Here is a 23,793-nt window from a genome sequence, read left to right on the forward strand (position 1 = left end):
TCAAAAAAGGATTTTTTTGAGGTGATCAACAGGCATCGGTTTTCCTGTCCAGATTTCAAACGCGCTTGCGCCTTGCCACAGCATCATGCCGAGACCATTAATAATACGGCAGCCTTTTTTCTCTGCGATCTCAAGCAGATGTGTTTTACGTGGGATATATACAACATCCGAGACAATGAGCTCAGGACGCAGGAAGCTGTCGTCGGGGAGCAACATCTGACCTTCAAACGGTTTCATGCCCACGCCGGTCGCATTGGTGAGAATAACGCTGTCGTTAATCTCAGCGCGTAAACGGTCATGGTCGTCGAGATCAAAAAGCTGAATCTCACAGTCAGTATGGGCACGAATTTTCGCCACGGTTTCCTGCGCATTGGCAAAGAACTTATCGCGTTGGTTAAATACCGAGATCGCCTTTACCCCATCCAGCGCGGCCTGAACGCAAATGGCCGTTGCCGCACCGCCAGCGCCCAGAACAGTCATCTTTTTGCCCAAGATATCTATGCGCTCTTCAGCGAGGGCGCGCATGTAACCTGTACCATCAGTGATGTGCCCGGTTAGCACGCCATTATCATTCACGACGGTGTTCACCGCGCCAACAAGCTGCGCAGCGGGAGACAGCTTATCCAGATAACGACAAACCTCCGTTTTATTGGGCATGGAAACATTGCATCCGCGCAGCTTCAGTGCACGAAAACCTTGCACCACCTCCTTCAGTTCCTCAGTGCCAACCTCAAAAGCCAGGTAAGCATAGTCCAGCCCAAGATGCGCGAAGGCTTCGTTGTGCATGGTTGGCGACATACTGTGGCGAATAGGGGTGGCTATTAGCCCAATCAGCTCGGTATGCCCGGTAATACGTTCTGCCATGATAGTGTCCTCAGTAAGTTAAAAGTGGAATGCTTGTCGCTTCGCGGTTACCCAGTGCGCCAATCTCTTCAAGGGCATCCAGTACGTTGCGTCCTTCGCGTACACCATCAATAATTCGCCGCGCTTTCAGGCTGTCGCCGATGTTCATTATTTTGATCTGGTTGGCGGTGGCCCAGTGCTCTATGGCCTCGAAACCGGTGCGGTTAGGACGCATCCCCAGACAGATAAAGCCGTAGTCAAAGGTGATGTCGAAGGTGCGGTGAGGGTTTTTAACGCGGAAGCGATCGGGTTGGACTTCAACGAGTTGCGTGTCCATATGTTGTTCTACCTGATGTTGTTCAAGCAGAGCTAACATGGCTCTCTTTGTGATGATGTCGAGGTCGCGTCCTGGTGAATGCTGCATTTCAATCAGTACAGCTTCAGCGCCTCGGCTGGCAAAATACTCAACAACATCGAGTCCAACGGCACCGCCACCGACCACGGCGATACGCTTGCCTTGCAGCTCGCTAAAGCTATTCAGGTGTTGAATCATGCCAGTAATCGTGAACACCCCGCTGCCGGGGCGGTCGATCGTCTCATGTAACCCTGCAATTGGCGGCAGCAGGGGGACAGAGCCCGTGGCATTCACAATTAAGTCGGGACGCAGCACTTCGAGGGAGTCGGGCTGAATGTGTTGCCCCAGCTGCAATTGCAAATTCTCCAGCCGGGCCATACGGTTGTTCAGGAATTGCGGAAAATCGGCAATACGTTTTTTTTCGGGCAACCGTGCAATCTCGACAGCCAGGCCCCCGATATGGTCTTTGGCTTCAAGCAGCCATGTCTTGCATCCCACCTCGGCGGCCGTGCAGGCGGCTTCGATACCTGCGGTCCCAGCCCCGACGACGACGACACGCGTTGGACGATTTACCCGCCGCTTTTTATAAGCATCGCCATGGATAATATCGGGGTTAATTGAGCAGCGAAGGGGAAGCGAGCGGGCAATGCGATGGTCGGCGCACCCGATGTTGCAGGAGATGCACTTACGCATCATCTCTTCATGCCCACTCTGTACCTTTTGCACCCAGTCTGGTTCGGCAATCAGCCCGCGACCAATGGCAATGAGGTCGGCGTCACCCTGGGCAAGAATGTCTTCAGCAAGCTGAGGCGTGCGAATATTGCCAGCGACAACGGTGGGTTTATTAAATTTGTCGCGCACGGCACGTGACAGATAGCGTTTCCAGCCATCCTCTTGAGACATTTGGTCTATTTGTAAAAACAGGTTGTCATTCTGCGCCGCCGACACATTGATGAAGTCGACTTTTTCCTGACAGTATTCAAGGATGCGCAGCGAATCCGCGAGCGTGTTACCGCCCTGTAAAAAATCATCCGCGCTGATACGCAGACTGATGGGAAACGTCGGTCCAACGCAGGCCCGAACTTTGTCGACAATCAGGGTTAAAAAGCGTGACCGGTTCTCGATACTTCCGCCAAATTCGTCATCGCGCTGATTGAACAGTGGCGATAAAAACTGACTAATTAAATAAGAGTGCCCGGCATGAATCTCTACGCAGTCAAAATTGGCGCGTCTGACGCGTTCTGCAGCGTCACCAAATTTGTCAACCGCTCGATATATTTCCTCATGCGTCATCGGACGTGGAATAGTCCCCTTCTTTTTTGACGGTACCGCGGAGGCTGAAATGGGCATCTCCCCATTGAGGCGATAGGTATAAGCTGATGCACCTGCATGATTTAACTGGATGGCGACACAGGCTCCGTGTTTATGCAACGTCTCGGTGAGTTTGTATAAACCGGGAATATACTGGTCATTATCGATGCGTAGTTGTGTGGTGCCGTTCGACGCGAATGGGAAATCCACGCAAATATTCTCAATCGTAATGAGCCCGGTGCCACCCTTTGCTCTAAGTGAATAGTAATCAAGCTGTTCCTGAGAGACTTCGCCATTCAGACTGGCCAGATTGGTGCCCATTGGCGGCATGATGATACGGTTTTTTAATGTCATCCCGTTGATTGTTAACGGGGTAAACAGGTGAGGGTAAGCGTGCATACATTGTCTCCACAAAAGATCTGACAGGCAGGCTGAGACGATCCCGATGTGCTTTGCGTTGAATTTTCTCTGCGGCGATGATAGCGACGGGGAATTTGCGGAAATAATGGTTTTTTTTTCAGAAACTATAGGCAGGTTCTATGGGATTAACTATCAAATAACAAAAGAAGGGCGTTGATGTTAATTAAAATAGCAAACGATTTACTTCTTGTGATAACAGAGAGGAAAAAGTGAGGAGAAGATGATGCGAGTCAAAATATAAACGTCATCGGTGAATAAATAACGCGCTTTCTGCAAGAAAATAAATTGCGATTAATTGTTTTAGCGCAGTTTTCGTTAAAAAAAAAGCCCGGACTGCAGAGCAGAACGGGCTGATTAAGAGGTGTACCAGTTAACGCATAAAGGCCGGCTGGTTGTTTTCGTAAGCCGAGATCGCGCTTTCGTGCTGCAGCGTCAGGCCGATACTGTCCAGCCCGTTCAGCATGCAATGGCGACGGAAGTCATCAATCTTAAAGCTGTAAGACTGGTCGCCAGCTTTCACGACCTGGGATTCCAGGTCCACTTCAAACCTGATCCCCGGATTGGCTTTCACCAGCGTGAATAATGCTTCCACCTGCTCGTCGCTCAACGTCACCGGCAGCAGCTGGTTGTTGAAGCTGTTACCATAAAAAATATCGGCAAAGCTGGGGGCAATCACGACTTTGAAACCGTAATCGGTCAGCGCCCAGGGGGCATGTTCACGAGATGAACCGCAACCAAAGTTCTCGCGCGTAAGCAGAATCGAGGCACCTTTATACTCAGGAAAGTTGAGTACGAAGTCCGGATTGGGCTCTAAACCGTGATCGTCCAGAAATCGCCAGTCATTGAACAGATGGGCACCGAAGCCCACGCGGGTCACTTTCTGCAGAAACTGCTTCGGAATGATGGCATCGGTGTCGACGTTAGCGGCATCCAAAGGAACCACCAGACCAGTATGTTGAGTGAATTTTTCTGCCATGATGGTTTCCTTATGTCAGGCTGCGAATGTCGGCAAAATGGCCATTAATGGCGGCAGCGGCGGCCATTGCCGGGCTGACTAAATGCGTGCGTCCGCCACGGCCCTGGCGACCTTCGAAGTTACGGTTACTGGTTGATGCACAGCGCTCGCCGGGGTTCAGACGGTCATTGTTCATTGCCAGACACATGGAGCAGCCAGGCAGGCGCCACTCAAAACCGGCCTCAATAAAAATTTTATCCAGTCCTTCTGCTTCAGCCTGAGCCTTAACCGGGCCAGAGCCGGGTACCACAAGTGCCTGCACACCTGGCGCGACTTTACGCCCTTTGGCAATCGCGGCGGCGGCGCGCAGATCTTCAATGCGCGAGTTAGTGCAGGAGCCAATAAAGACTTTATCAATGCTGACGTCGGTCAGTTTGATGCCGGGTTGCAGGTTCATGTAAGCCAGTGCTTTTTCAGCGGAGGCTCGCTCTACCGGATCGGCAAATGACGCGGGATCGGGGATGTTGGCATCAACCGCGATCACCTGGCCGGGGTTGGTTCCCCATGTCACCTGCGGTGCAATCTCTTCCGCATGCAGCGTAACGACGCGATCAAATTTAGCCTCGGGATCGCTCTTCAGCGTGCGCCAGTATGCAACGGCCTGCTCCCACTTTTCGCCTTCAGGGGAGAACTGGCGGCCTTTCAGATAACTGAATGTCGTGTCATCCGGCGCAACCAGACCGGCTTTCGCACCCATTTCAATGGCCATATTACACAGTGTCATGCGGCCTTCCATGCTCAGCGCTTCAATCGCGGAACCACAGAATTCAACCACGTGACCGGTACCGCCGGCGCTGCCAGTTTTACCAATAATCGCCAGCACAATATCTTTTGCCGTAATGCCCGGCGCGACGGTGCCTGTCACCTCAATCTTCATGGTTTTGGCACGGCCCTGCTTCAGGGTTTGCGTGGCAAAAACATGTTCCACCTCGGACGTACCGATACCGAATGCCAGTGAACCAAAGGCACCGTGGGTCGCTGTGTGCGAGTCGCCGCAGACAATCGTCATGCCGGGTAATGTCATGCCTTGCTCTGGGCCAATAACATGCACGATGCCCTGGAACGGGTGATCCAGGTCATACAGCTGCACACCAAATTCGGCACAGTTCTTCATCAGTTCCTGCATCTGGATGCGCGCCATCTCACCCGAAGCATTGATGTCCTTGGTCTGGGTGGACACGTTGTGATCCATGGTGGCAAACGTCTTCGACGGCTGACGAACTTTACGCCCGTGTGCTCGCAAGCCATCAAAGGCCTGTGGTGAGGTCACCTCATGAATCAGGTGGCGGTCAATATAGAGCAAGGGTGTTTCATTCGGCGCTTCGTGAACGACATGTGCATCAAATAACTTCTGGTATAAGGTTTTCATTTTATTATTTTTCCTCGGCGATAAAGCGGGCAATGATGCTGCCCATCTCATCTGTGCTGATCGCATGGCCGTCACCCGCTAAATCTTTAGTGCGATAGCCTTCCGCTAAGGCCCGGCTAATGGCGCGCTCGATGCAGGCAGCGGCGTCATCGGCATTCAGGCTGTAGCGCAGCAGCAGCGACAGAGACAGGATCTGGGCAATGGGATTCGCAATGTTCTGACCTGCGATATCGGGCGCTGAGCCGCCAGCCGGTTCATACAGGCCAAAACCGTCTTCGCTCAGGCTGGCTGAAGGCAACATGCCCATCGAGCCGGTGATCATCGCGCACTCGTCTGACAAAATGTCACCAAACAGGTTGGAACACAGCAGCACGTCGAACTGAGAGGGATCTTTAATCAACTGCATGGTGGCGTTATCAATGTACATGTGGCTCAGCTGTACATCTGGGTAATCTTTCGCGATTTCGTTCACGATTTCGCGCCACATCACGGACGTTTGCAGCACGTTAGCTTTATCGACCGAGGTGACTTTGTTGCGACGCTTACGAGCCGATTCAAAAGCCTGGCGCGCAATGCGTTCGATTTCAAAGCGATGATAAACTTCAGTATCAAAAGCCCGCTCGTGTGGGCCGCTGCCTTCGCGTCCTTTCGGCTGACCAAAATAAATTCCACCGGTCAGCTCACGTACGCAGAGAATATCGAAACCGCGGGCAGCGATATCGCTGCGCAGTGGGCAAAAGGCTTCCAGACCACTGTACAGCGCCGCAGGACGCAGGTTGCTGAACAGCTTAAAGTGTTTGCGTAACGGCAGCAGCGCGCCGCGCTCAGGCTGAGAGGCTGGCGGTAAGTGCTCCCACTTAGGGCCGCCTACCGATCCAAACAGAATCGCGTTAGCCTGCTCACAACCTGCAACGGTAGCAGGTGGCAAAGGTTCGCCATGACGATCGATGGCGATACCGCCGACATCGTATTCACTGGTGGTAATACGCAAATTAAAACGCTGACGAACCGCATCCAATACTTTGATAGCCTGGGCCATCACTTCCGGGCCAATTCCGTCGCCCGCCAGTACTGCGATATGTGAAGAGTTTGACATGATTACACCGTTTCCTTCTGATCTTTAGACTTGCGCTGTAACTCTTTCTCGACCTGTTTGGCTCGCCAGATGTTGTTTAGTGCGTTCACCATCGCTTTTGCAGAAGATTCGACAATATCTGTCGCCAGACCGACGCCGTGGAACTTACGATTGTTGTAGCTCACCACGATATCAACCTGACCCAGCGCATTCTCGCCATGACCTTTTGCCGTCAGCTTGTAATTAACCAGTTCTGCATTGAACTGGGTAATACGGTTAATCGCCTGATAAACCGCATCAACCGGACCGTTACCGGTCGCCGCTTCTGATTTCGTTTGTTCGCCGCAGCCCAGATTCACCGACGCGGTGGCCGTAATGCTGGAGCCTGACTGCACATTGAAATCATTCAGTTGGAAAAATTCAGGCTCTTCGTTTTGTTTATTAATGAAAGCCAGCGCTTCCAGATCGTAATCAAATACCTGACCTTTCTTGTCCGCCAGTTTCAGGAAAGCGTCATACAGGGAATCCAGGTTGTATTCGCTTTCTGTGTAGCCCATCTCTTCCATACGATGTTTTACCGCTGCGCGACCGGAGCGGGATGTCAGATTAAGCTGAATTTTGTGCAGGCCGATGGATTCAGGAGTCAGGATTTCATAGTTTTCACGATTTTTGATGACACCGTCCTGATGAATACCGGAAGAGTGGGCAAAGGCGTTAGAACCGACCACTGCTTTGTTGGCCGGAATCGGCATATTGCAGATCTGGCTAATCATCTGGCTGGTACGGTAAATTTCCTGATGATGAATATTGGTATGAACATTCATGATCTGCTGGCGGGTTTTGATCGCCATGATCACTTCTTCCAGCGCACAGTTACCGGCGCGTTCACCTAATCCGTTCAACGTGCCTTCGACCTGACGGGCTCCAGCCTGAACCGCAGCAATCGCATTGCCCGTTGCCATGCCCAAATCATCATGCGTATGGACAGACAGGATCGCTTTATCAATGTTTGGCACGCGGTGAATCAACTGGCTAATGATGTTGGCGTATTCGTTCGGCAAGGTGTAGCCGACGGTGTCCGGGATGTTAATGGTGGTCGCACCGGCGTTAATTGCGGCTTCAACCATACGGCACAGGTCGTCAATTGGGGTACGGCCACCATCTTCACAGGAAAACTCGACATCATCCGTATAGTTACGGGCGCGCTTCACCATACGAACGGCGCGTTCGATCACTTCAGGCAGGGTACTGCGCAGCTTCGTGGCAATATGCATCGGTGACGTCGCGATAAAGGTATGGATACGGAACGCTTCAGCGACGCGCAACGACTCGTAAGCGGCATCAATATCCTGTTCAACACAGCGAGCCAGACCGCAAACCCGGCTGTTTTTGATGGTGCGCGCAATGGTTTGCACGGATTCAAAATCACCTGGTGAAGACACAGGGAAACCGACTTCCATAACATCAACGCCCATACGTTCCAGCGCTAATGCAATTTGCAGTTTTTCTTTCACACTCAGGCTGGCCTGTAATGCCTGTTCACCATCGCGCAGAGTGGTATCGAAAATAATAACTTGCTGGCTCATCGTGTTCATCCTTTTGCGTTTCTTGCCTTGCAACGAGCATAAAAAAACCCGCGACAGGCGCGGGTTTTTAACTTTTAGCAGGTTCGAATCAGTGTTTGATTTCGCCCACAAGTCTACCGCGCACATAAGTTGCGTTTAGTAGTAGACCTGATAGACGAAAAGAACGTGACATGTTTCAAACCTCGTGAATTTTTTGCTGCATCTATTGGTACTGGAATCACCCATCGATGTCAACCATAAGCAAAGGGTTATTTTTTGCAGCGGCAAAGAAAAATGTTCTGCCATTTTCGGCCCTCGCAGAGTATTAAACGAGAGAGACACTTCGCGTCATGCTTATTGCCGCTGACGTTAGCCTGCTGGTCGATGGTTGTGTGCTAATCCAATGAATTATAATGATAAATTAAAGGCTTTATATCATTTTATCCACGAAGGTGTGATGAAAGGCAGCATAATCCATCGCGCCTGAAGACTTTATAAGAGCGTTACGCCGTAAAAAGGCGCGGCTGAAAGACGGCTGGCTGAACCGGTCTGTCATCTGTTTTTTTTATTTCTTAGATACGACTGCAAAAAATACCATTAACAGCATTTTCCTCTGCTATTAACAGGCGTATTTAGTTTAATAATCGTAAGCCAAAGTTGGCGAGCAGAGGCTTTGTATCCTGCCTCCTTTAATAAAAGGCGTTTGGCGTTTGCCAGCCCGTTTTTCTGCGGTTATGGTAATCGACCTACTCTTAGAAAAAATAACCCAGCAGAATTCTCTGTATCTGGACAGCAGAAATGAGTTCTGCTGTCTTAGCAAAAACATAAGGTTTTGATCTTAATTGGCGAAAACAGGGCTGGATGCATGTGGCTAGCGGGAAAGCAGTCGTCAGTAGATTCAGTTCCTCAAGCCGGGAGGCAGAAAATGGAGATGTTGTCAGGAGCCGAAATGGTCGTCCGGTCGTTAATCGATCAGGGCGTTAAGCAGGTATTCGGCTATCCGGGTGGCGCAGTGCTGGATATTTATGATGCGCTGCAAACCGTAGGTGGGATAGATCACGTTCTGGTTCGTCACGAGCAGGGCGCGGTGCACATGGCAGATGGTCTGGCGCGCGCAACCGGCGAAGTGGGCGTGGTGCTGGTAACGTCGGGGCCGGGCGCAACCAATGCGATTACCGGCATAGCGACGGCCTATATGGATTCTATTCCGTTGGTCATTCTGTCAGGTCAGGTTCCTTCGTCTCTGATTGGCTATGATGCCTTCCAGGAATGTGACATGGTCGGTATTTCTCGTCCGGTGGTGAAACACAGTTTCCTGGTGAAAAATACCGAAGAGATTCCGATGGTGCTGAAAAAAGCCTTCTGGCTGGCCTCTACGGGTCGTCCTGGGCCGGTGGTCATCGATCTGCCAAAAGATATTCTTAATCCTGCGAATAAGCTGCCTTACCATTATCCGCAGGACGTGAGCATGCGCTCTTATAACCCCACGATTCAGGGGCACAAAGGCCAGATTAAACGCGCCTTGCAAACCTTGCTGGCGGCGCATAAGCCCGTTATCTATGCCGGCGGCGGTGCCATCACGTCCTCTTGCGAAGCGGAACTGCTGCAGTTGGCCGAACGCCTGAATATTCCGGTCACCACCTCACTGATGGGGCTGGGCGCGTTTCCCGGCAGTCATCGCCAGTGTGTCGGCATGCTGGGCATGCATGGAACCTACGAAGCGAACATGACCATGCATAACGCCGATTTGATCTTCGGGGTTGGCGTACGTTTTGATGACCGCACCACCAACAATCTGGCTAAATATTGTCCCAATGCCACCGTGATGCATATTGATATCGACCCGACCTCCATTTCAAAAACGGTAGCGGCAGATATTCCGATTGTCGGAGATGCCAAACAGACCTTACAGCAAATGCTGGAACTGTTGGATCAGAGTGAGGCAAAGCAGCCATTCGACAGCCTGCGTGACTGGTGGCAGTCGATTGAAACCTGGCGCAGTCGCCAGTGCCTGGCGTTCGATCGCACCAGTGACAAAATCAAACCACAGGCGGTTATCGAAACCATTTGTCGCCTGACGAACGGGGATGCCTACGTCACTTCGGACGTAGGACAGCATCAGATGTTCGCCGCCCTTTATTACACCTTCGATAAACCGCGTCGCTGGATTAACTCCGGTGGCCTCGGCACCATGGGCTTTGGCCTGCCTGCCGCGCTGGGTGTTAAAATGGCCCTGCCTGACGAGACGGTTATCTGTGTAACGGGTGATGGCAGTATTCAGATGAATATTCAGGAGCTCTCGACCGCGCTGCAGTACGATTTGCCGGTGTTGGTGCTGAATCTGAACAACCGTTTCCTGGGCATGGTGAAACAGTGGCAGGACATGATTTATTCTGGTCGCCATTCTCAGTCTTATATGGAATCGCTGCCTGATTTTGTTCGCCTGGCTGAAGCCTATGGTCACGTGGGTATTGCCATTGATCATCCTGCAGAGCTGGAAGAAAAGCTGGCGCTGGCGCTGGAAACCCTGGCCACAGGGCGGCTGGTCTTTGTGGACGTCAACGTTGACGGCAGTGAGCATGTTTACCCGATGCAGATTCGCGGTGGCAGCATGGACGAGATGTGGTTGAGCAAAACGGAGAGGACTTAATTATGCGTCGCATTTTATCAGTTTTGCTGGAAAACGAATCCGGCGCATTGTCTCGCGTAGTGGGGCTGTTTTCACAACGCGGCTATAACATTGAGAGCCTGACCGTTGCACCGACGGATGATCCCACGCTGTCACGCATGACCATTCAGACCGTCGGCGACCAGAAAGTGCTGGAGCAGATCGAGAAGCAGCTCCACAAACTGGTCGACGTACTGCGCGTGACCGAGTTAGGGCAGGGCGCGTATGTCGAACGTGAAATTATGCTGGTGAAAATTCAGGCGACGGGTTATGGCCGCGAAGAGGTGAAGCGTAGCGCTGAAATCTTCCGTGGGCAGATTATTGACGTCACGCCATCGCTTTACACGGTTCAGCTGGCAGGTACCAGCGACAAGCTGGATGCCTTTTTAAGCACCGTTCGTGAAGTCGCTGAAATTGTCGAAGTGGCTCGCTCAGGAATCGTGGGCGTGTCCCGTGGTGAGCGCATTATGCGTTAATCACGCTCCGTTACCATCAGCAATGTTTGTAACCCGGCGAAATGCCGGGTTTTTTCTTTTTAATGCGCAAGATTGACGACCATCAGAAAAGCGGTTGCTACGCGCACTTTTCTGCTGTTAGATGTGCTAAAAAGGATGTCCATAGCTTATCTGCGGGTTAACAATCAGCTTAAGCCTGTTTAATGGTGGGGTTACAGTGAAACTGGATGAAATTGCGCGTCTGGCGGGTGTATCGCGCACCACGGCCAGTTACGTTATAAATGGGAAAGCACGGCAGTATCGTGTCAGCGACAAAACCGTTGAGAAAGTCATGGCGGTGGTGCGCGAGCATAATTACCATCCCAATGCGGTAGCGGCAGGGCTGCGCGCCGGACGCACGCGATCGATTGGATTGGTCATCCCCGATTTAGAAAATACCAGTTACACGCGCATTGCTAACTACCTTGAACGTCAGGCTCGCCAGCGTGGCTACCAGTTGCTGATCGCCTGTTCTGAAGATCAGCCTGATAACGAGATGCGCTGTATCGAGCATCTGCTGCAACGCCAGGTCGATGCGATTATCGTATCGACGTCGCTTCCACCCGAGCATCCTTTTTATCAACGCTGGATCAATAACCCATTACCGATCATCGCGCTGGACCGTGCGCTGGATCGTGAGCACTTCACCAGCGTTGTCGGCGCCGATCAGGATGATGCCTTTGCGCTGGCGGCTGAATTGCGTCAGCTCAAAATTAATAACGTGCTGTTTATGGGCGCGTTACCTGAACTCTCCGTCAGTTTCCTGCGTGAATTGGGCTTCAGAGAGGCCTGGAAAGATGATGAGCGCCCGATTGATTACATTTACTGTAATAGTTTTGAACGCACGGCTTCTGCTGCGTTGTTTGAAACTTATCTGGAGAATCACCCCATGCCAGATGCGCTTTTCACGACCTCTTTTGGTCTGCTGCAGGGCGTCATGGATGTCACGCTGAAACGTAACGGGCGCTTGCCAGCCGATCTCGCCATTGCCACCTTTGGCGATCACGAGCTGTTGGACTTTCTTGAATGTCCGGTATTGTCTGTTGGCCAACGTCATCGTGACGTCGCCGAACGGGTGCTGGAATTAGTTTTAGCCTCTTTGGATGAACCCAGAAAACCCAAACCCGGTTTAACCCGAATTCGTCGTAATTTATTGCGTCGTGGACAATTAAGCAGAATTTCTAATTAAATTAAGGGCAGCAATAAGTCTGCCCTGTCTATTACATGCTGTTTTTAAACTCTTTCTTCTTAAAGTAAAAAAGCGTAAGCGTTATTCACTCATGCTCACAAATTAAGTTAACGGACTATTCTTGTTTACTTACAACTTAGCGCCTGTTTTAAACGCTGTTTGTCGCTATGTGGCTGTGCATCCCTTAAGAAATCCCCTAAAATGCGTCCCCTGTCTCAAAACGGCTCAACGCTATTCAACCTGAATAAACGTGTAATTTTAAGCCACTCTTTTTTGCGTCAGATTTTTTTATTCAGTTATTCATTAGTTTAATTTTGATTAATCATCTTTTGGCGTTTTGAAACCCTCTCAGTGTTAATTCCCGCCTCGGTAAATAGTCATATTCAACTGCCGCTCCGGCTTGACAATGATTTCCTACGATCCTTAAACTCGTTTTGTGGTAAAAAGTGGGATAAAGTGGTGCAAATGGGTAATTGAGGGGTGAGGCTGGCATGTTCCGTGGAGCAACGTTAGTCAATCTCGACAGCAAAGGACGCCTGGCGGTACCAACGCGCTATCGCAATTTGCTGAGCGAGGAATCACAGGGGCAGATGGTTTGTACCATCGACCTCCACCAGCCATGCCTGTTGCTCTACACCTTGCCCGCATGGGAAATCATTGAGAAGAAGCTGGCGAGTCTTTCCAGCATGAATCCTCTGGAGCGCCGGGTACAGCGCTTGCTGCTGGGACATGCCAGTGAATGTCAGATGGACAATGCAGGCCGCTTGTTGTTGGCGAATACGCTTCGTCAGCATGCAAATTTAAGCAAAGAAGTGATGCTGGTTGGGCAGTTCAATAAGTTTGAACTGTGGGATGAACAGACCTGGTATCAACAAGTCAGGGAAGATATTGACGCAGAACAGTCAGCTCAGGAGCCTTTATCTGAGCGGTTGCAGGATTTATCGCTATAGCTATGCAGGAAAATTACAAACACACCACCGTGCTGTTGGATGAGGCGGTTAATGGCCTCAACATCAAGGAAGACGGTATCTACATCGACGGCACCTTCGGTCGTGGCGGCCACTCGCGCTTAATTCTGGCGCAGCTTGGCGCTGGCGGAAAGCTCATCGCCATTGACCGTGACCCGCAAGCTATCGCCGCAGCGGCTGAGATAAAGGACCCACGTTTTTCGATTGTTCATGGTCCTTTTTCCGCACTGGCAGAGTACATGGCCGAGCGGGAACTGGTTGGCCGTATCGACGGCATATTGCTGGATCTGGGGGTTTCGTCCCCCCAACTGGATGATGCCGAACGAGGCTTTTCATTCATGCGTGACGGACCACTGGATATGCGCATGGACCCCACGCGGGGTCACTCTGCCGCCGAATGGTTATTGCAGGCAGACGAAGCGGATATTGCGTTTGTGCTGAAAACTTACGGTGAAGAGCGTTTTGCGAAACGCATTGCCCGCGCCATCGTCGAACGTAATCGTGAAGAACCGATGACGCGCACGAAAGAGCTGGCTGCGGTAATTGCCGCAGCCACACCGATAAAAGATAAGTTTAAACATCCGGCCACGCGCAGCTTCCAGGCGATCAGGATCTGGATTAACAGCGAACTGGAAGAGATTGATATCGCGTTGAAAGGTGCGGTTGAGGTACTTGCCCCACAAGGGCGTTTATCCGTTATCAGCTTCCATTCGCTGGAAGACCGACTGGTAAAACGTTTTATGCGCGATCAGAGTCGGGGTCCGCAGGTGCCACATGGACTCCCTATGACCGAACAGCAGCTCAATGCGCTGGGTGGCCGTCAGTTAAAGCTACTGGGAAAAATGGTCCCGGGCGACATTGAGGTGAAAGAGAACCCTCGTGCACGCAGTTCCGTTTTACGCATCGCGGAGAGAACTGACGCATGATCGGCAACGAACGGCACAGCTTACCCGGCGTTATCGCCGGGGACATTTTGCGCAAAGGCAAAATTCCCCTGCTGTTGCTGATAGCCGTACTGGTTTCTGCCGTATTGGTGGTGACCACTACGCACAAAACGCGCCTGTTAACCGCCCAGCGAGAGCAACTGGTGCTGGAGTGTGATGCGCTGGACATTGAATGGCGCAATTTAATTCTGGAAGAGAACGCCCTTGGCGATCACAGCCGCGTTGAGCGGATCGCCACCGAAAAGCTGCAGATGCAGCACGTTGATCCTTCGCAGGAAAACATCGTGGTGCAAAAATAAGGATCTGTTACTGCTAATGAACGGCGTAAAAAGAACGCTGAAGTTAAAAAAACCGGAAGATAAAGCCAGCTTTGTAAGCTGGCGTTTTGCGTTGTTATGCGGTTGCATTTTGCTGGCGTTAGGTGGGCTGTTGTCCCGGGTTGCATGGCTGCAGGTGATCAACCCAGACAAGCTGGTTAAAGAAGGCGATTTACGCTCATTACGCGTTCAGGCGGTGCCGACCGCGCGCGGCATGATCAGCGATCGTGGCGGACGCCCGCTGGCGGTCAGCGTGCCGGTAAATGCGATCTGGGCCGATCCTAAAGAGCTACATGATGCTGGCGGGGTCACGCTTGACAGCCGCTGGAAAGCCTTATCCGATGCCCTTTCTATCCCCATTGATCAACTGGCCGCACGCGTGAATGCGAATCCCAAAGGGCGCTTTATTTACCTGGCGCGTCAGGTTAATCCCGCCATCGGTGAATACGTTAAAAAACTCAAGCTGCCAGGCATTCATTTGCGTGAAGAGTCCCGACGCTACTATCCGGCTGGTCAGGTGACGTCACATCTCATCGGCTTTACCAATATCGACGGCCAGGGCATTGAAGGCATCGAAAAGAGCTTCGATAAATGGCTGACCGGTGAACCGGGCGAGCGAACCGTGCGTAAAGATCGCTACGGACGTGTGATTGAAGATATCTCTTCGGTTGACAGCCGTGCCGCGCATAACCTGACGCTGAGCATCGACGAACGCCTGCAGGCGCTGGTCTACCGCGAACTCAACAACGCAGTGGCGTTTAACAAAGCGGAATCGGGCACGGCGGTGCTGGTGGACGTGAACACCGGCGAAGTACTGGCAATGGCCAACAGCCCGGCCTATAACCCGAATAACCTGAGCAACACGGCAAAAGACCTGATGCGTAACCGCGCCATCACCGACATTTTCGAGCCTGGCTCAACGGTGAAGCCGATGGTGGTGATGACGGCCCTGCAACGCGGTGTGGTGAAAGAGAACAGCGTACTGAATACCGTTCCCTATCGCGTCAACGGCCATGAAATCAAAGATGTGGCGCGCTACAGCGAACTGACTTTGACAGGTGTTTTACAGAAATCGAGTAACGTCGGTGTTTCACGACTGGCGTTAGCGATGCCCTCCTCAGCGCTTGTAGATACTTACGCGCGCTTTGGACTGGGTAAACCGACCAATTTGGGGCTGGTCGGGGAAAGTAGTGGCTTATACCCTAAAAAACAACGGTGGTCTGACATAGAGAGGGCCACCTTCTCTTTCGGCTACGGGCTAATGGTAACGCCGTTACAGTTAGCGCGAGTCTACGCAACGATTGGCAGCTTCGGCATTGCTCGTCCGCTGTCGATAACCAAAGTTGATCCACCGGTTGGTGGTGAGCGCGTGTTTCCTGAAGCCCTGGTGAAAACCGTGGTGCACATGATGGAAAGCGTGGCGTTACCGGGCGGAGGCGGCGTGAAAGCCGCCATCAAAGGCTATCGCGTGGCGATCAAAACCGGTACCGCGAAAAAGGTCGGGCCGGATGGTCGTTACGTGAATAAATACATTGCCTATACCGCAGGCGTTGCGCCTGCCAGTCGCCCTCGTTTTGCGCTGGTGGTGGTCATTAACGATCCCCAGGCCGGTAAATATTATGGTGGTGCGGTTTCTGCACCGGTGTTCGGTGCCATCATGGGCGGCGTTCTGCGTACCATGAATATCGAACCGGATGCCCTGCCGACCAATGACAAAAACGAGTTGGTGACAAACAGAAGTGAGGAATCAAGTGACAGATCGTAACCTGCGCGACTTACTCGGACCGTGGGTGCCTGACGCACCTGCGCGCCCGTTGCGTGACATGACTCTGGACAGCCGCAGTGCGGCGGCGGGCGATCTGTTTGTGGCCATTGCTGGCCATCAGGTTGATGGTCGACGGTTTATTCCTCAGGCGATTGCGCAGGGCGTGGCTGCCGTTATCGCGGAAGCAGAAGGGGAAGCGACCGACGGCGAAATTCGTGAGATGCACGGCGTGCCGGTCATTTATCTGGCGCAGCTGCATCAACGTCTTTCTGCTCTGGCAGGCCGTTTTTACCAGCAGCCGGGCGAAAAGCAAAAGCTGATTGGCGTAACCGGTACCAATGGTAAAACGACCACCACGCAGTTACTGGCGCAATGGGCCAGCCTGCTGGGCGAAACCAGTGCGGTGATGGGCACGGTAGGCAATGGGCTGGTCGGGCAACTGGTGCCAGCGGAAAATACCACGGGTTCAGCCGTAGATGTGCAGCACAACCTGGATGAACTGGTCCGGAAAGGCGCATCGCTGACGGCAATGGAAATTTCGTCACACGGGCTGGTGCAGCATCGTGTTTCAGCACTGCCTTTTGCCGCTGCGGTGTTTACCAACCTCAGCCGTGACCATCTCGATTACCACGGTGATATGCAGCAGTATGCGTCGGCAAAATGGTTGTTATTTTCCGAGCATCAGGTCGGTGTGGCCGTGCTTAATGCTGACGATGACGTCGGTCGCCGCTGGCTGGCAAATCTGCCTGACGCCGTGGCAGTCACGATGGAAAATAACCTGCAGCCCGGTAATCATGGTCGCTGGCTTCGTGCGACCGACGTGAACTATCACGATAATGGTGCCCACATTCGCTTCGACTCAAGCTGGGGCGAGGGCGAGATAAACAGCCGCCTGATGGGGGCCTTCAACGTCAGTAACTTACTGTTGGCTCTGGCAACGCTGCTGGCGCTGGGTTATGCGCTGGATGATCTACTGCGGGTTGCGGCAAGACTGCAGCCGGTGAACGGGCGAATGGAAGTCTTCAGCGCCCCGGGTAAGCCTACCGTCGTGGTGGATTATGCCCACACGCCGGATGCCTTAGAGAAAGCACTGGAAGCCGCGCGCCTGCATTGCAAAGGCAAACTGTGGTGCCTGTTCGGATGTGGCGGCGATCGCGACAAAGGTAAGCGCCCACTAATGGGAGCAATTGCTGAGCAGTTTGCCGACGTGGTGGTGGTGACGGATGATAATCCGCGCAGTGAAGATCCTCAGGCGATTGTGCAGGACATTCTGAGTGGGCTGCTCGATCCTGGCCGTGCCCGTGTCGTTTCCGGACGCGCGCAGGCCGTGACCAGCACCATCATGCAGGCTCATCCCGATGACATCGTATTGGTGGCCGGGAAAGGCCATGAAGACTATCAAATTGTTGGCAATCAACGTCTGGATTACTCCGATCGTGCGACGGTCGCCACATTGCTAGGAGGCGTAGCATGATTCCGGTTTCATTGAGCACGTTAGCACAGATCACCAGCGGCACCCTGCACGGCGACGACCTGACATTAAATGATGTCACAACGGATACCCGCAAGGTCACCGCAGGTAGCCTGTTTGTGGCCATCGTGGGCGAGCGTTTTGATGCCCATGACTTTGCAGAAGATGCCATTGCCAAGGGGGCCAAAGCCTTGCTGGTAAGTAAGCGTTTACCTGTATCTGTGCCTCAGGTCGTGGTTAAAGATACGCGCCTGGCGTTTGGCAAGCTGGGAGCATGGGTGCGTCAACAGGCCAGCGCTCGGGTCGTTGCCCTGACCGGCTCTTCCGGTAAGACCTCGGTGAAAGAGATGACGGCTGCGATTTTACGTCAATGCGGTGAAACACTTCATACCGCCGGTAACCTGAACAACGATTTTGGCGTGCCGATGACCTTATTGCGCCTCACGCCTGAACATCAGTTCGCGGTCATTGAGCTGGGTGCAAATCATCAGGGCGAAATCGCCTACACCACCGATCTGGTCCGTCCGGAAAGCGCGCTGGTCAATAACCTTGCCGCGGCTCATCTTGAAGGGTTTGGTTCGCTGGCTGGCGTGGCAAAAGCCAAAGGTGAAATTTTTAACGGTTTGCCCGCGAAGGGAACGGCGATTTTAAACGCTGACAGCAATGACTGGCCGCACTGGCAGGAGAACCTGCACGGTAAAACGGTATGGCGTTTCTCCCCCCAGGATGCTGACTGCGATTTTCACGCGCGCGACATTCGCATCAGTCAGGATGGCACGCACTTTGTTATGCACACGCCGCATGGCGAAGCAGACATTACCTTACCGGTGCCGGGACGGCATAATATTGCGAATGCGCTCGCCGCTGCCGCGCTCGCGCTGTCGGTGGATGCCCCGCTCAGCGCAGTGCAGAGTGGCCTGAAAAACCTTCAGTCCGTGCCCGGTCGCCTGTTCCCCATTCGCCTCTCCGCGCAGCAACTGCTGCTCGATGACAGCTACAACGCAAACGTCGGCTCAATGATCGCAGCAGCCCAGGTGTTGTCTGAGATGCCGGGTTACCGCGTCATGGCGGTGGGCGATATGGCTGAATTAGGCGACGAAAGCGAACAGTGCCATCGTGAAGTGGGCCTGGCCGCCAAAGCCGCAGGCATTGATCGGGTGTTAAGCACCGGTCAGATAAGCCATTTAATTAGCGAAAGCAGTGGCGTTGGCGAACATTTCAGCGATAAAACCGCGCTGACTGAACGTTTACGCCAGTTACTGTCCGAACACAAAGAAATGACCGTATTGATTAAGGGTTCACGTAGTGCCGCCATGGAGCAGGTAGTACAGAGCTTACAGGAGAAAGGAACATGTTAGTTTGGCTGGCCGAACATCTGGTCGCATTTTATTCCGGCTTCAACGTCTTTTCGTATCTGACGTTTCGCGCCATTGTCAGCCTGCTGACCGCGTTATTTATCTCCCTGTGGATGGGGCCACGCCTGATTGCGTGGCTGCAGAAACTGCAAATCGGTCAGGTGGTGCGTAACGACGGCCCGGAGTCGCACTTTAGCAAGCGTGGGACGCCGACCATGGGCGGCATCATGATTCTGACTTCGATCACCCTGTCGGTATTGATGTGGGCTTACCCATCCAACCCCTATGTCTGGTGTGTGCTGGTGGTGCTGGTGGGCTTTGGCGTGATTGGCTTTGTCGATGATTACCGCAAAGTAGTACGCAAAGATACCAAAGGGTTGATCGCGCGCTGGAAATACTTCTGGATGTCGGTGATTTCCCTGGGCGTTGCCTTTGCGCTTTACCTGGCCGGTAAAGATACGCCAGCCACAGAGCTGGTTGTGCCTTTCTTCAAAGACGTGATGCCACAGCTGGGGCTGTTTTACATCGTGCTGGCTTACTTTGTCATTGTGGGTACCGGTAATGCCGTCAACCTGACCGACGGTCTGGATGGCCTGGCCATTATGCCAACCGTCTTTGTGGCGGCAGGTTTTGCACTGGTCGCCTGGGCAACAGGTAACGTGAAATTCGCCGAGTATCTGCATATTCCTTATTTACGGCATGCCGGTGAACTGGTGATCGTCTGTACCGCCATCGTGGGGGCAGGATTAGGGTTCCTCTGGTTCAATACCTATCCGGCCCAGGTTTTCATGGGCGATGTCGGATCGCTGGCGCTGGGCGGCGCATTGGGGACCATCGCCGTGCTGCTGCGTCAGGAATTTTTATTAGTGATCATGGGCGGCGTGTTTGTTGTTGAAACGCTGTCGGTGATTCTGCAGGTGGGGTCATTCAAGCTACGCGGGCAACGCATTTTCCGTATGGCACCAATCCACCATCACTACGAACTGAAAGGCTGGCCAGAGCCGCGCGTCATTGTGCGCTTCTGGATTATTTCGCTCATGCTGGTGCTGATTGGCCTGGCGACGCTGAAGGTACGGTAATCATGGCTGACTATCGCGGGAGAAAAGTCGTCATCATCGGATTAGGCCTGACCGGGCTGTCCTGTGTTGATTTCTTTGTAGCGCAGGGCGTAACGCCACGCGTGATGGATACCCGTATGTCACCGCCAGGGCTGGATAAGTTGCCTGAGCAGGTAGAGCGCTACGTGGGCGGTATCAACAGTGACTGGCTGTTAGCGGCAGACCTTATCATTGCCAGCCCCGGTATTGCGCTGGCGCATCCGGCGTTGTGTGAAGCTGCGGACGCGGGCATCGAAATCGTCGGTGACATTGAGCTGTTTTGTCGTGAAGCACAGGCACCGATTGTGGCGATTACCGGCTCGAACGGAAAAAGTACGGTCACCACCCTGGTCGGCGAAATGGCGAAGGCGGCAGGCTGGCAGGTAGGCGTGGGTGGCAATATTGGTTTGCCCGCGCTCAGCCTGCTGAAAGCGCCTGCGCAGCTGTATGTGCTGGAGCTCTCCAGCTTTCAGTTGGAAACCACGCACAGCCTGAAAGCCGCAGCCGCCACCATTCTTAACGTGACGGAAGATCATATGGATCGCTATCCGTTAGGTATGCAGCAGTATCGGGCAGCCAAACTGCGTATTTACGAGAACGCCCAGGTTTGTGTGGTGAACGCTGATGATGGCATGACGATGCCGGTGCGCGGCGCTGACGCGCGCTGTGTGAGTTTTGGCATCGATATCGGGGATTATCATCTCAATAAGCAGCAGGGCAGTATCTGGCTCCGGGCCAAAGGCGAGAAGGTGCTAAACACCGATGAAATGACGCTGGTGGGGCAACATAATTACACCAATGCGCTGGCGGCATTAGCGTTGGCAGATGCGGTGGGGTTACCACGATCCACCAGCCTGTCTGCGCTTGCAGCCTATTCCGGCCTGCCACACCGTTTTCAACTGGTTCATGAGAATCGCGGCGTACGCTGGATTAATGATTCAAAAGCGACCAACGTCGGCAGTACAGAAGCCGCATTAAAAGGCTTGCAGGTTAACGGCACGCTCTGGCTGCTGCTTGGTGGGGATGGCAAATCAGCAGACTTCTCGCCGTTGGCGCCTTATGTTCAGGGCGATCGTATCCGGTTGTTCTGCTTTGGTCGCGATGGTGATGCGCTGGCCGCGCTGCGGCCCGACGTCGCTGTACGCACTGAAACGCTGCAGCAGGCTATGGAACAGATTGCCAGGCAGGTCCAGCCGGGCGATATGGTACTGCTTTCGCCAGCCTGTGCCAGCCTCGATCAGTTTCGCAGTTTTGAGCAGCGCGGTGACGTCTTCGCGCAACTGGCCAGGGAGCTAAGCTGATGCGTATTCTTGGTTCGGGCATTGCGAGTTACCTGTCCAGTCGGTTGAGTAACTGGGTAATGGGGTCGCGCGAAAGCGATGATACCTCGCTGGTGCTCTATGACCGTACGTTGCTCTGGTTAACGCTGGGCTTAGCCGCCATCGGCTTTGTGATGGTGACCTCGGCGTCGATGCCGGTAGGTCAGCGTCTGAATGACGATCCGTTCTATTTTGCCAAGCGTGATGCGTTTTATATCGCCCTGGCATTCGGTATGGCGCTGGTTACCCTGCGCGTCCCGATGGATTTCTGGCAGCGTTACAGCAACGTGATGCTGATGGTGTCTGTCGCCATGCTGTTGATTGTTTTAGTCGTGGGTAGCTCGGTCAATGGTGCTTCACGCTGGATTGCGTTAGGCCCGCTACGTATCCAGCCAGCCGAATTATCTAAACTCACGCTCTTCTGCTATCTCGCCAGTTACCTGGTGCGTAAAGTCGAAGAGGTGCGAAATAACTTCTGGGGCTTCTGTAAGCCGATGGGCGTGATGGTCGTGCTGGCTGTACTGCTGCTGGCTCAACCGGACCTCGGCACGGTGGTGGTGCTGTTTGTTACCACGCTGGCGATGCTGTTTCTGGCGGGGGCCAAGCTGTGGCAGTTTCTGGCCATCATCGGCTCCGGCATTTTTGCCGTGGTGCTGTTGATTATCGCCGAGCCATACCGTATGCGCCGCGTTACGTCATTCTGGGACCCATGGGAAGATCCTTTCGGCAGCGGCTACCAGCTTACACAATCGCTGATGGCATTTGGCCGCGGTGAATTCTGGGGCCAGGGGCTGGGGAATTCGGTTCAGAAACTGGAATATCTGCCCGAAGCGCATACCGACTTTATTTTCTCCATTATCGGAGAAGAACTGGGTTACATCGGTGTGGTTTTAGCGCTGTTAATGGTATTCTTCGTCGCTTTTCGCGCAATGTCGATCGGTCGACGCGCGCTTGAACTTGACCAACGTTTTTCGGGCTTCTTAGCCTGTTCAATCGGCGTATGGTTTAGCTTTCAGGCACTGGTCAACGTGGGTGCCGCGGCGGGTATGTTACCGACCAAAGGGCTGACGTTACCGTTAATTAGTTACGGTGGTTCGAGTCTCATCATTATGTCTACGGCCATCGTATTTTTGTTACGTATTGATTATGAAACGCGTCTGGCTAAAGCGCAGGCGTTTACCCGAGGTGGTCGATGAGTGGTAAACGATTGATGGTCATGGCAGGTGGCACCGGTGGACATGTGTTCCCGGGGCTGGCCGTGGCCCATCATCTGAAAGCGCAGGGCTGGGAAGTTCGCTGGTTAGGCACCGCAGATCGTATGGAAGCCGACCTGGTACCCAAGCACGGTATCGACATCGACTTTATCCGTATCAGCGGATTACGCGGCAAGGGCATCAAAGCCCTGTTGCTAGCGCCGGTGCGTATTTTTAACGCCTGGCGTCAGGCTCGCAAGATTATTAAAGCCTGGAAGCCGGACGTCGTGCTGGGCATGGGTGGCTATGTATCGGGCCCGGGCGGCCTGGCGGCCTGGAGCTGTGGTGTCCCTGTCGTGCTGCATGAGCAAAACGGTATTGCCGGACTGACCAACAAGTGGCTGGCAAAAATTGCCACCAAAGTTATGCAGGCATTTCCCGGTGCGTTTCCCCACGCAGAGGTGGTAGGAAACCCGGTGCGTACGGACGTGCTGGCCCTGCCATCACCGACTCAGCGCCTGGCCGGACGCAGTGGTGCCATCCGTATTCTGGTGGTGGGCGGCAGTCAGGGCGCGCGCGTTCTTAACCAGACGGTGCCCCTGGTTGCGGCAAAACTGGGTGAGCAGATCACCGTCTGGCATCAGACCGGTAAAGGTGCATTGCAGGACGTAGAGCATGCCTATCAGCAGGCAGGTCAGCAGCACAAGGTGACCGAATTTATTGATGATATGGCGGCGGCGTATGCCTGGGCTGATGTAGTGATTTGTCGCTCAGGTGCACTGACGGTGAGTGAAATTGCTGCCGCGGGATTACCGGCCATCTTCGTGCCGTTTCAGCACAAAGATCGTCAGCAGTACTGGAATGCCTTGCCGCTTGAGGGCGCAGGTGCAGCCAAAATTTTTGAGCAGCCGCAGTTTACAGCGGAGGCGGTAGCGGAAACGTTGCGTCACTGGGATCGCCCGACATTACTCGCGATGGCTGAAAAAGCCCATGAGGTGGCGGTACCCGATGCGACTGAACGGGTCGCGCAGGCAGTGGCTCACGCCGCACATTAACGCAT

General features: G+C 53.4%; 20 protein-coding genes. 13 read left to right on the forward strand and 7 right to left on the reverse strand.

From position 1 onward, the window contains the following. The 7 genes from FBY13_RS04590 to leuL all read right to left on the reverse strand — a co-directional run bounded on the left by FBY13_RS04590 (position 1) and on the right by leuL (position 8,146). Positions 1-864 (reverse strand): shikimate dehydrogenase, encoded by an 864-nt coding sequence (locus tag FBY13_RS04590; protein ID WP_096010978.1) that lies wholly within the window; start codon positions 862-864, stop codon positions 1-3. Positions 865-874: 10 nt separating this feature from the next. Continuing rightward, positions 875-2,908, reverse strand: coding sequence for an NAD(P)/FAD-dependent oxidoreductase (locus tag FBY13_RS04595; protein WP_145393610.1), 2,034 nt, complete (start codon positions 2,906-2,908; stop codon positions 875-877). Between the two features lie 391 nt (positions 2,909-3,299). Further along, the gene (gene leuD / locus FBY13_RS04600; protein WP_063878391.1) at positions 3,300-3,905 is read right to left on the reverse strand and encodes a 3-isopropylmalate dehydratase small subunit; all 606 of its coding nucleotides are present in this window, start codon (positions 3,903-3,905) and stop codon (positions 3,300-3,302) included. A gap of 10 nt (positions 3,906-3,915) precedes the next feature. Further along, positions 3,916-5,313 (reverse strand): 3-isopropylmalate dehydratase large subunit, encoded by a 1,398-nt coding sequence (gene leuC, locus FBY13_RS04605; RefSeq protein WP_063878392.1) that lies wholly within the window; start codon positions 5,311-5,313, stop codon positions 3,916-3,918. A 4-nt stretch (positions 5,314-5,317) separates the two neighbouring features. Then, the gene (gene leuB / locus FBY13_RS04610; protein ID WP_063878393.1) at positions 5,318-6,409 is read right to left on the reverse strand and encodes a 3-isopropylmalate dehydrogenase; all 1,092 of its coding nucleotides are present in this window, start codon (positions 6,407-6,409) and stop codon (positions 5,318-5,320) included. A gap of 2 nt (positions 6,410-6,411) precedes the next feature. Beyond that, complete coding sequence (gene leuA, locus FBY13_RS04615; protein WP_145393611.1) at positions 6,412-7,974, reverse strand: 2-isopropylmalate synthase; 1,563 nt, start codon at positions 7,972-7,974, stop codon at positions 6,412-6,414. 88 nt (positions 7,975-8,062) lie between these two features. After that, positions 8,063-8,146, reverse strand: coding sequence for a leu operon leader peptide (gene leuL / locus FBY13_RS23880; protein ID WP_109716544.1), 84 nt, complete (start codon positions 8,144-8,146; stop codon positions 8,063-8,065). Positions 8,147-8,878: 732 nt separating this feature from the next. On the opposite strand from leuL, the gene ilvI reads away from it, so the two are divergent. The 13 genes from ilvI (at position 8,879) to murG (ending at position 23,788) form a co-directional block, all read left to right on the forward strand. Beyond that, positions 8,879-10,603 carry an acetolactate synthase 3 large subunit gene (ilvI, locus tag FBY13_RS04625; protein WP_063878395.1) on the forward strand — a complete coding sequence of 575 codons (1,725 nt, stop codon included), beginning with the start codon at positions 8,879-8,881 and terminating at the stop codon, positions 10,601-10,603. Between the two features lie 2 nt (positions 10,604-10,605). Continuing rightward, entirely contained in the window at positions 10,606-11,097 is a 492-nt protein-coding gene (gene ilvN, locus FBY13_RS04630; protein ID WP_006117664.1) for an acetolactate synthase small subunit, read from the forward strand. 196 nt (positions 11,098-11,293) lie between these two features. Then, the gene (cra, locus tag FBY13_RS04635; protein ID WP_096010982.1) at positions 11,294-12,304 is read left to right on the forward strand and encodes a catabolite repressor/activator; all 1,011 of its coding nucleotides are present in this window, start codon (positions 11,294-11,296) and stop codon (positions 12,302-12,304) included. Between the two features lie 491 nt (positions 12,305-12,795). Further along, on the forward strand, positions 12,796-13,254 hold the full coding sequence (mraZ, locus tag FBY13_RS04640) for a division/cell wall cluster transcriptional repressor MraZ (protein WP_063878397.1): 459 nt from the start codon (positions 12,796-12,798) through the stop codon (positions 13,252-13,254). Positions 13,255-13,256: 2 nt separating this feature from the next. Next, on the forward strand, positions 13,257-14,198 hold the full coding sequence (rsmH, locus tag FBY13_RS04645) for a 16S rRNA (cytosine(1402)-N(4))-methyltransferase RsmH (protein WP_096010983.1): 942 nt from the start codon (positions 13,257-13,259) through the stop codon (positions 14,196-14,198). Further along, the gene (gene ftsL, locus FBY13_RS04650) at positions 14,195-14,515 is read left to right on the forward strand and encodes a cell division protein FtsL (protein ID WP_145393612.1); all 321 of its coding nucleotides are present in this window, start codon (positions 14,195-14,197) and stop codon (positions 14,513-14,515) included. Before rsmH ends, ftsL begins: the two co-directional genes overlap by 4 nt. Positions 14,516-14,531: 16 nt before the next feature. After that, positions 14,532-16,298, forward strand: coding sequence for a peptidoglycan glycosyltransferase FtsI (locus FBY13_RS04655; protein WP_063878399.1), 1,767 nt, complete (start codon positions 14,532-14,534; stop codon positions 16,296-16,298). Beyond that, positions 16,285-17,772, forward strand: coding sequence for a UDP-N-acetylmuramoyl-L-alanyl-D-glutamate--2,6-diaminopimelate ligase (murE, locus tag FBY13_RS04660; RefSeq protein WP_096010984.1), 1,488 nt, complete (start codon positions 16,285-16,287; stop codon positions 17,770-17,772). Before FBY13_RS04655 ends, murE begins: the two co-directional genes overlap by 14 nt. Further along, complete coding sequence (gene murF, locus FBY13_RS04665) at positions 17,769-19,127, forward strand: UDP-N-acetylmuramoyl-tripeptide--D-alanyl-D-alanine ligase (protein WP_145393613.1); 1,359 nt, start codon at positions 17,769-17,771, stop codon at positions 19,125-19,127. Before murE ends, murF begins: the two co-directional genes overlap by 4 nt. After that, positions 19,121-20,203, forward strand: coding sequence for a phospho-N-acetylmuramoyl-pentapeptide-transferase (gene mraY / locus FBY13_RS04670; RefSeq protein WP_013024610.1), 1,083 nt, complete (start codon positions 19,121-19,123; stop codon positions 20,201-20,203). The genes murF and mraY overlap by 7 nt, the downstream gene beginning before the upstream one ends. Before the next feature lie 2 nt (positions 20,204-20,205). Then, positions 20,206-21,522, forward strand: coding sequence for a UDP-N-acetylmuramoyl-L-alanine--D-glutamate ligase (murD, locus tag FBY13_RS04675; protein ID WP_145393614.1), 1,317 nt, complete (start codon positions 20,206-20,208; stop codon positions 21,520-21,522). After that, positions 21,522-22,736 carry a cell division protein FtsW gene (gene ftsW / locus FBY13_RS04680; protein ID WP_145393615.1) on the forward strand — a complete coding sequence of 405 codons (1,215 nt, stop codon included), beginning with the start codon at positions 21,522-21,524 and terminating at the stop codon, positions 22,734-22,736. The genes murD and ftsW overlap by 1 nt, the downstream gene beginning before the upstream one ends. Beyond that, on the forward strand, positions 22,733-23,788 hold the full coding sequence (murG, locus tag FBY13_RS04685; protein ID WP_109716540.1) for an undecaprenyldiphospho-muramoylpentapeptide beta-N-acetylglucosaminyltransferase: 1,056 nt from the start codon (positions 22,733-22,735) through the stop codon (positions 23,786-23,788). Before ftsW ends, murG begins: the two co-directional genes overlap by 4 nt. Positions 23,789-23,793 lie beyond the last annotated feature (5 nt).

This window comes from Pantoea sp. SJZ147, from assembly GCF_007828605.1.
Lineage (GTDB): Bacteria > Pseudomonadota > Gammaproteobacteria > Enterobacterales > Enterobacteriaceae > Pantoea > Pantoea allii.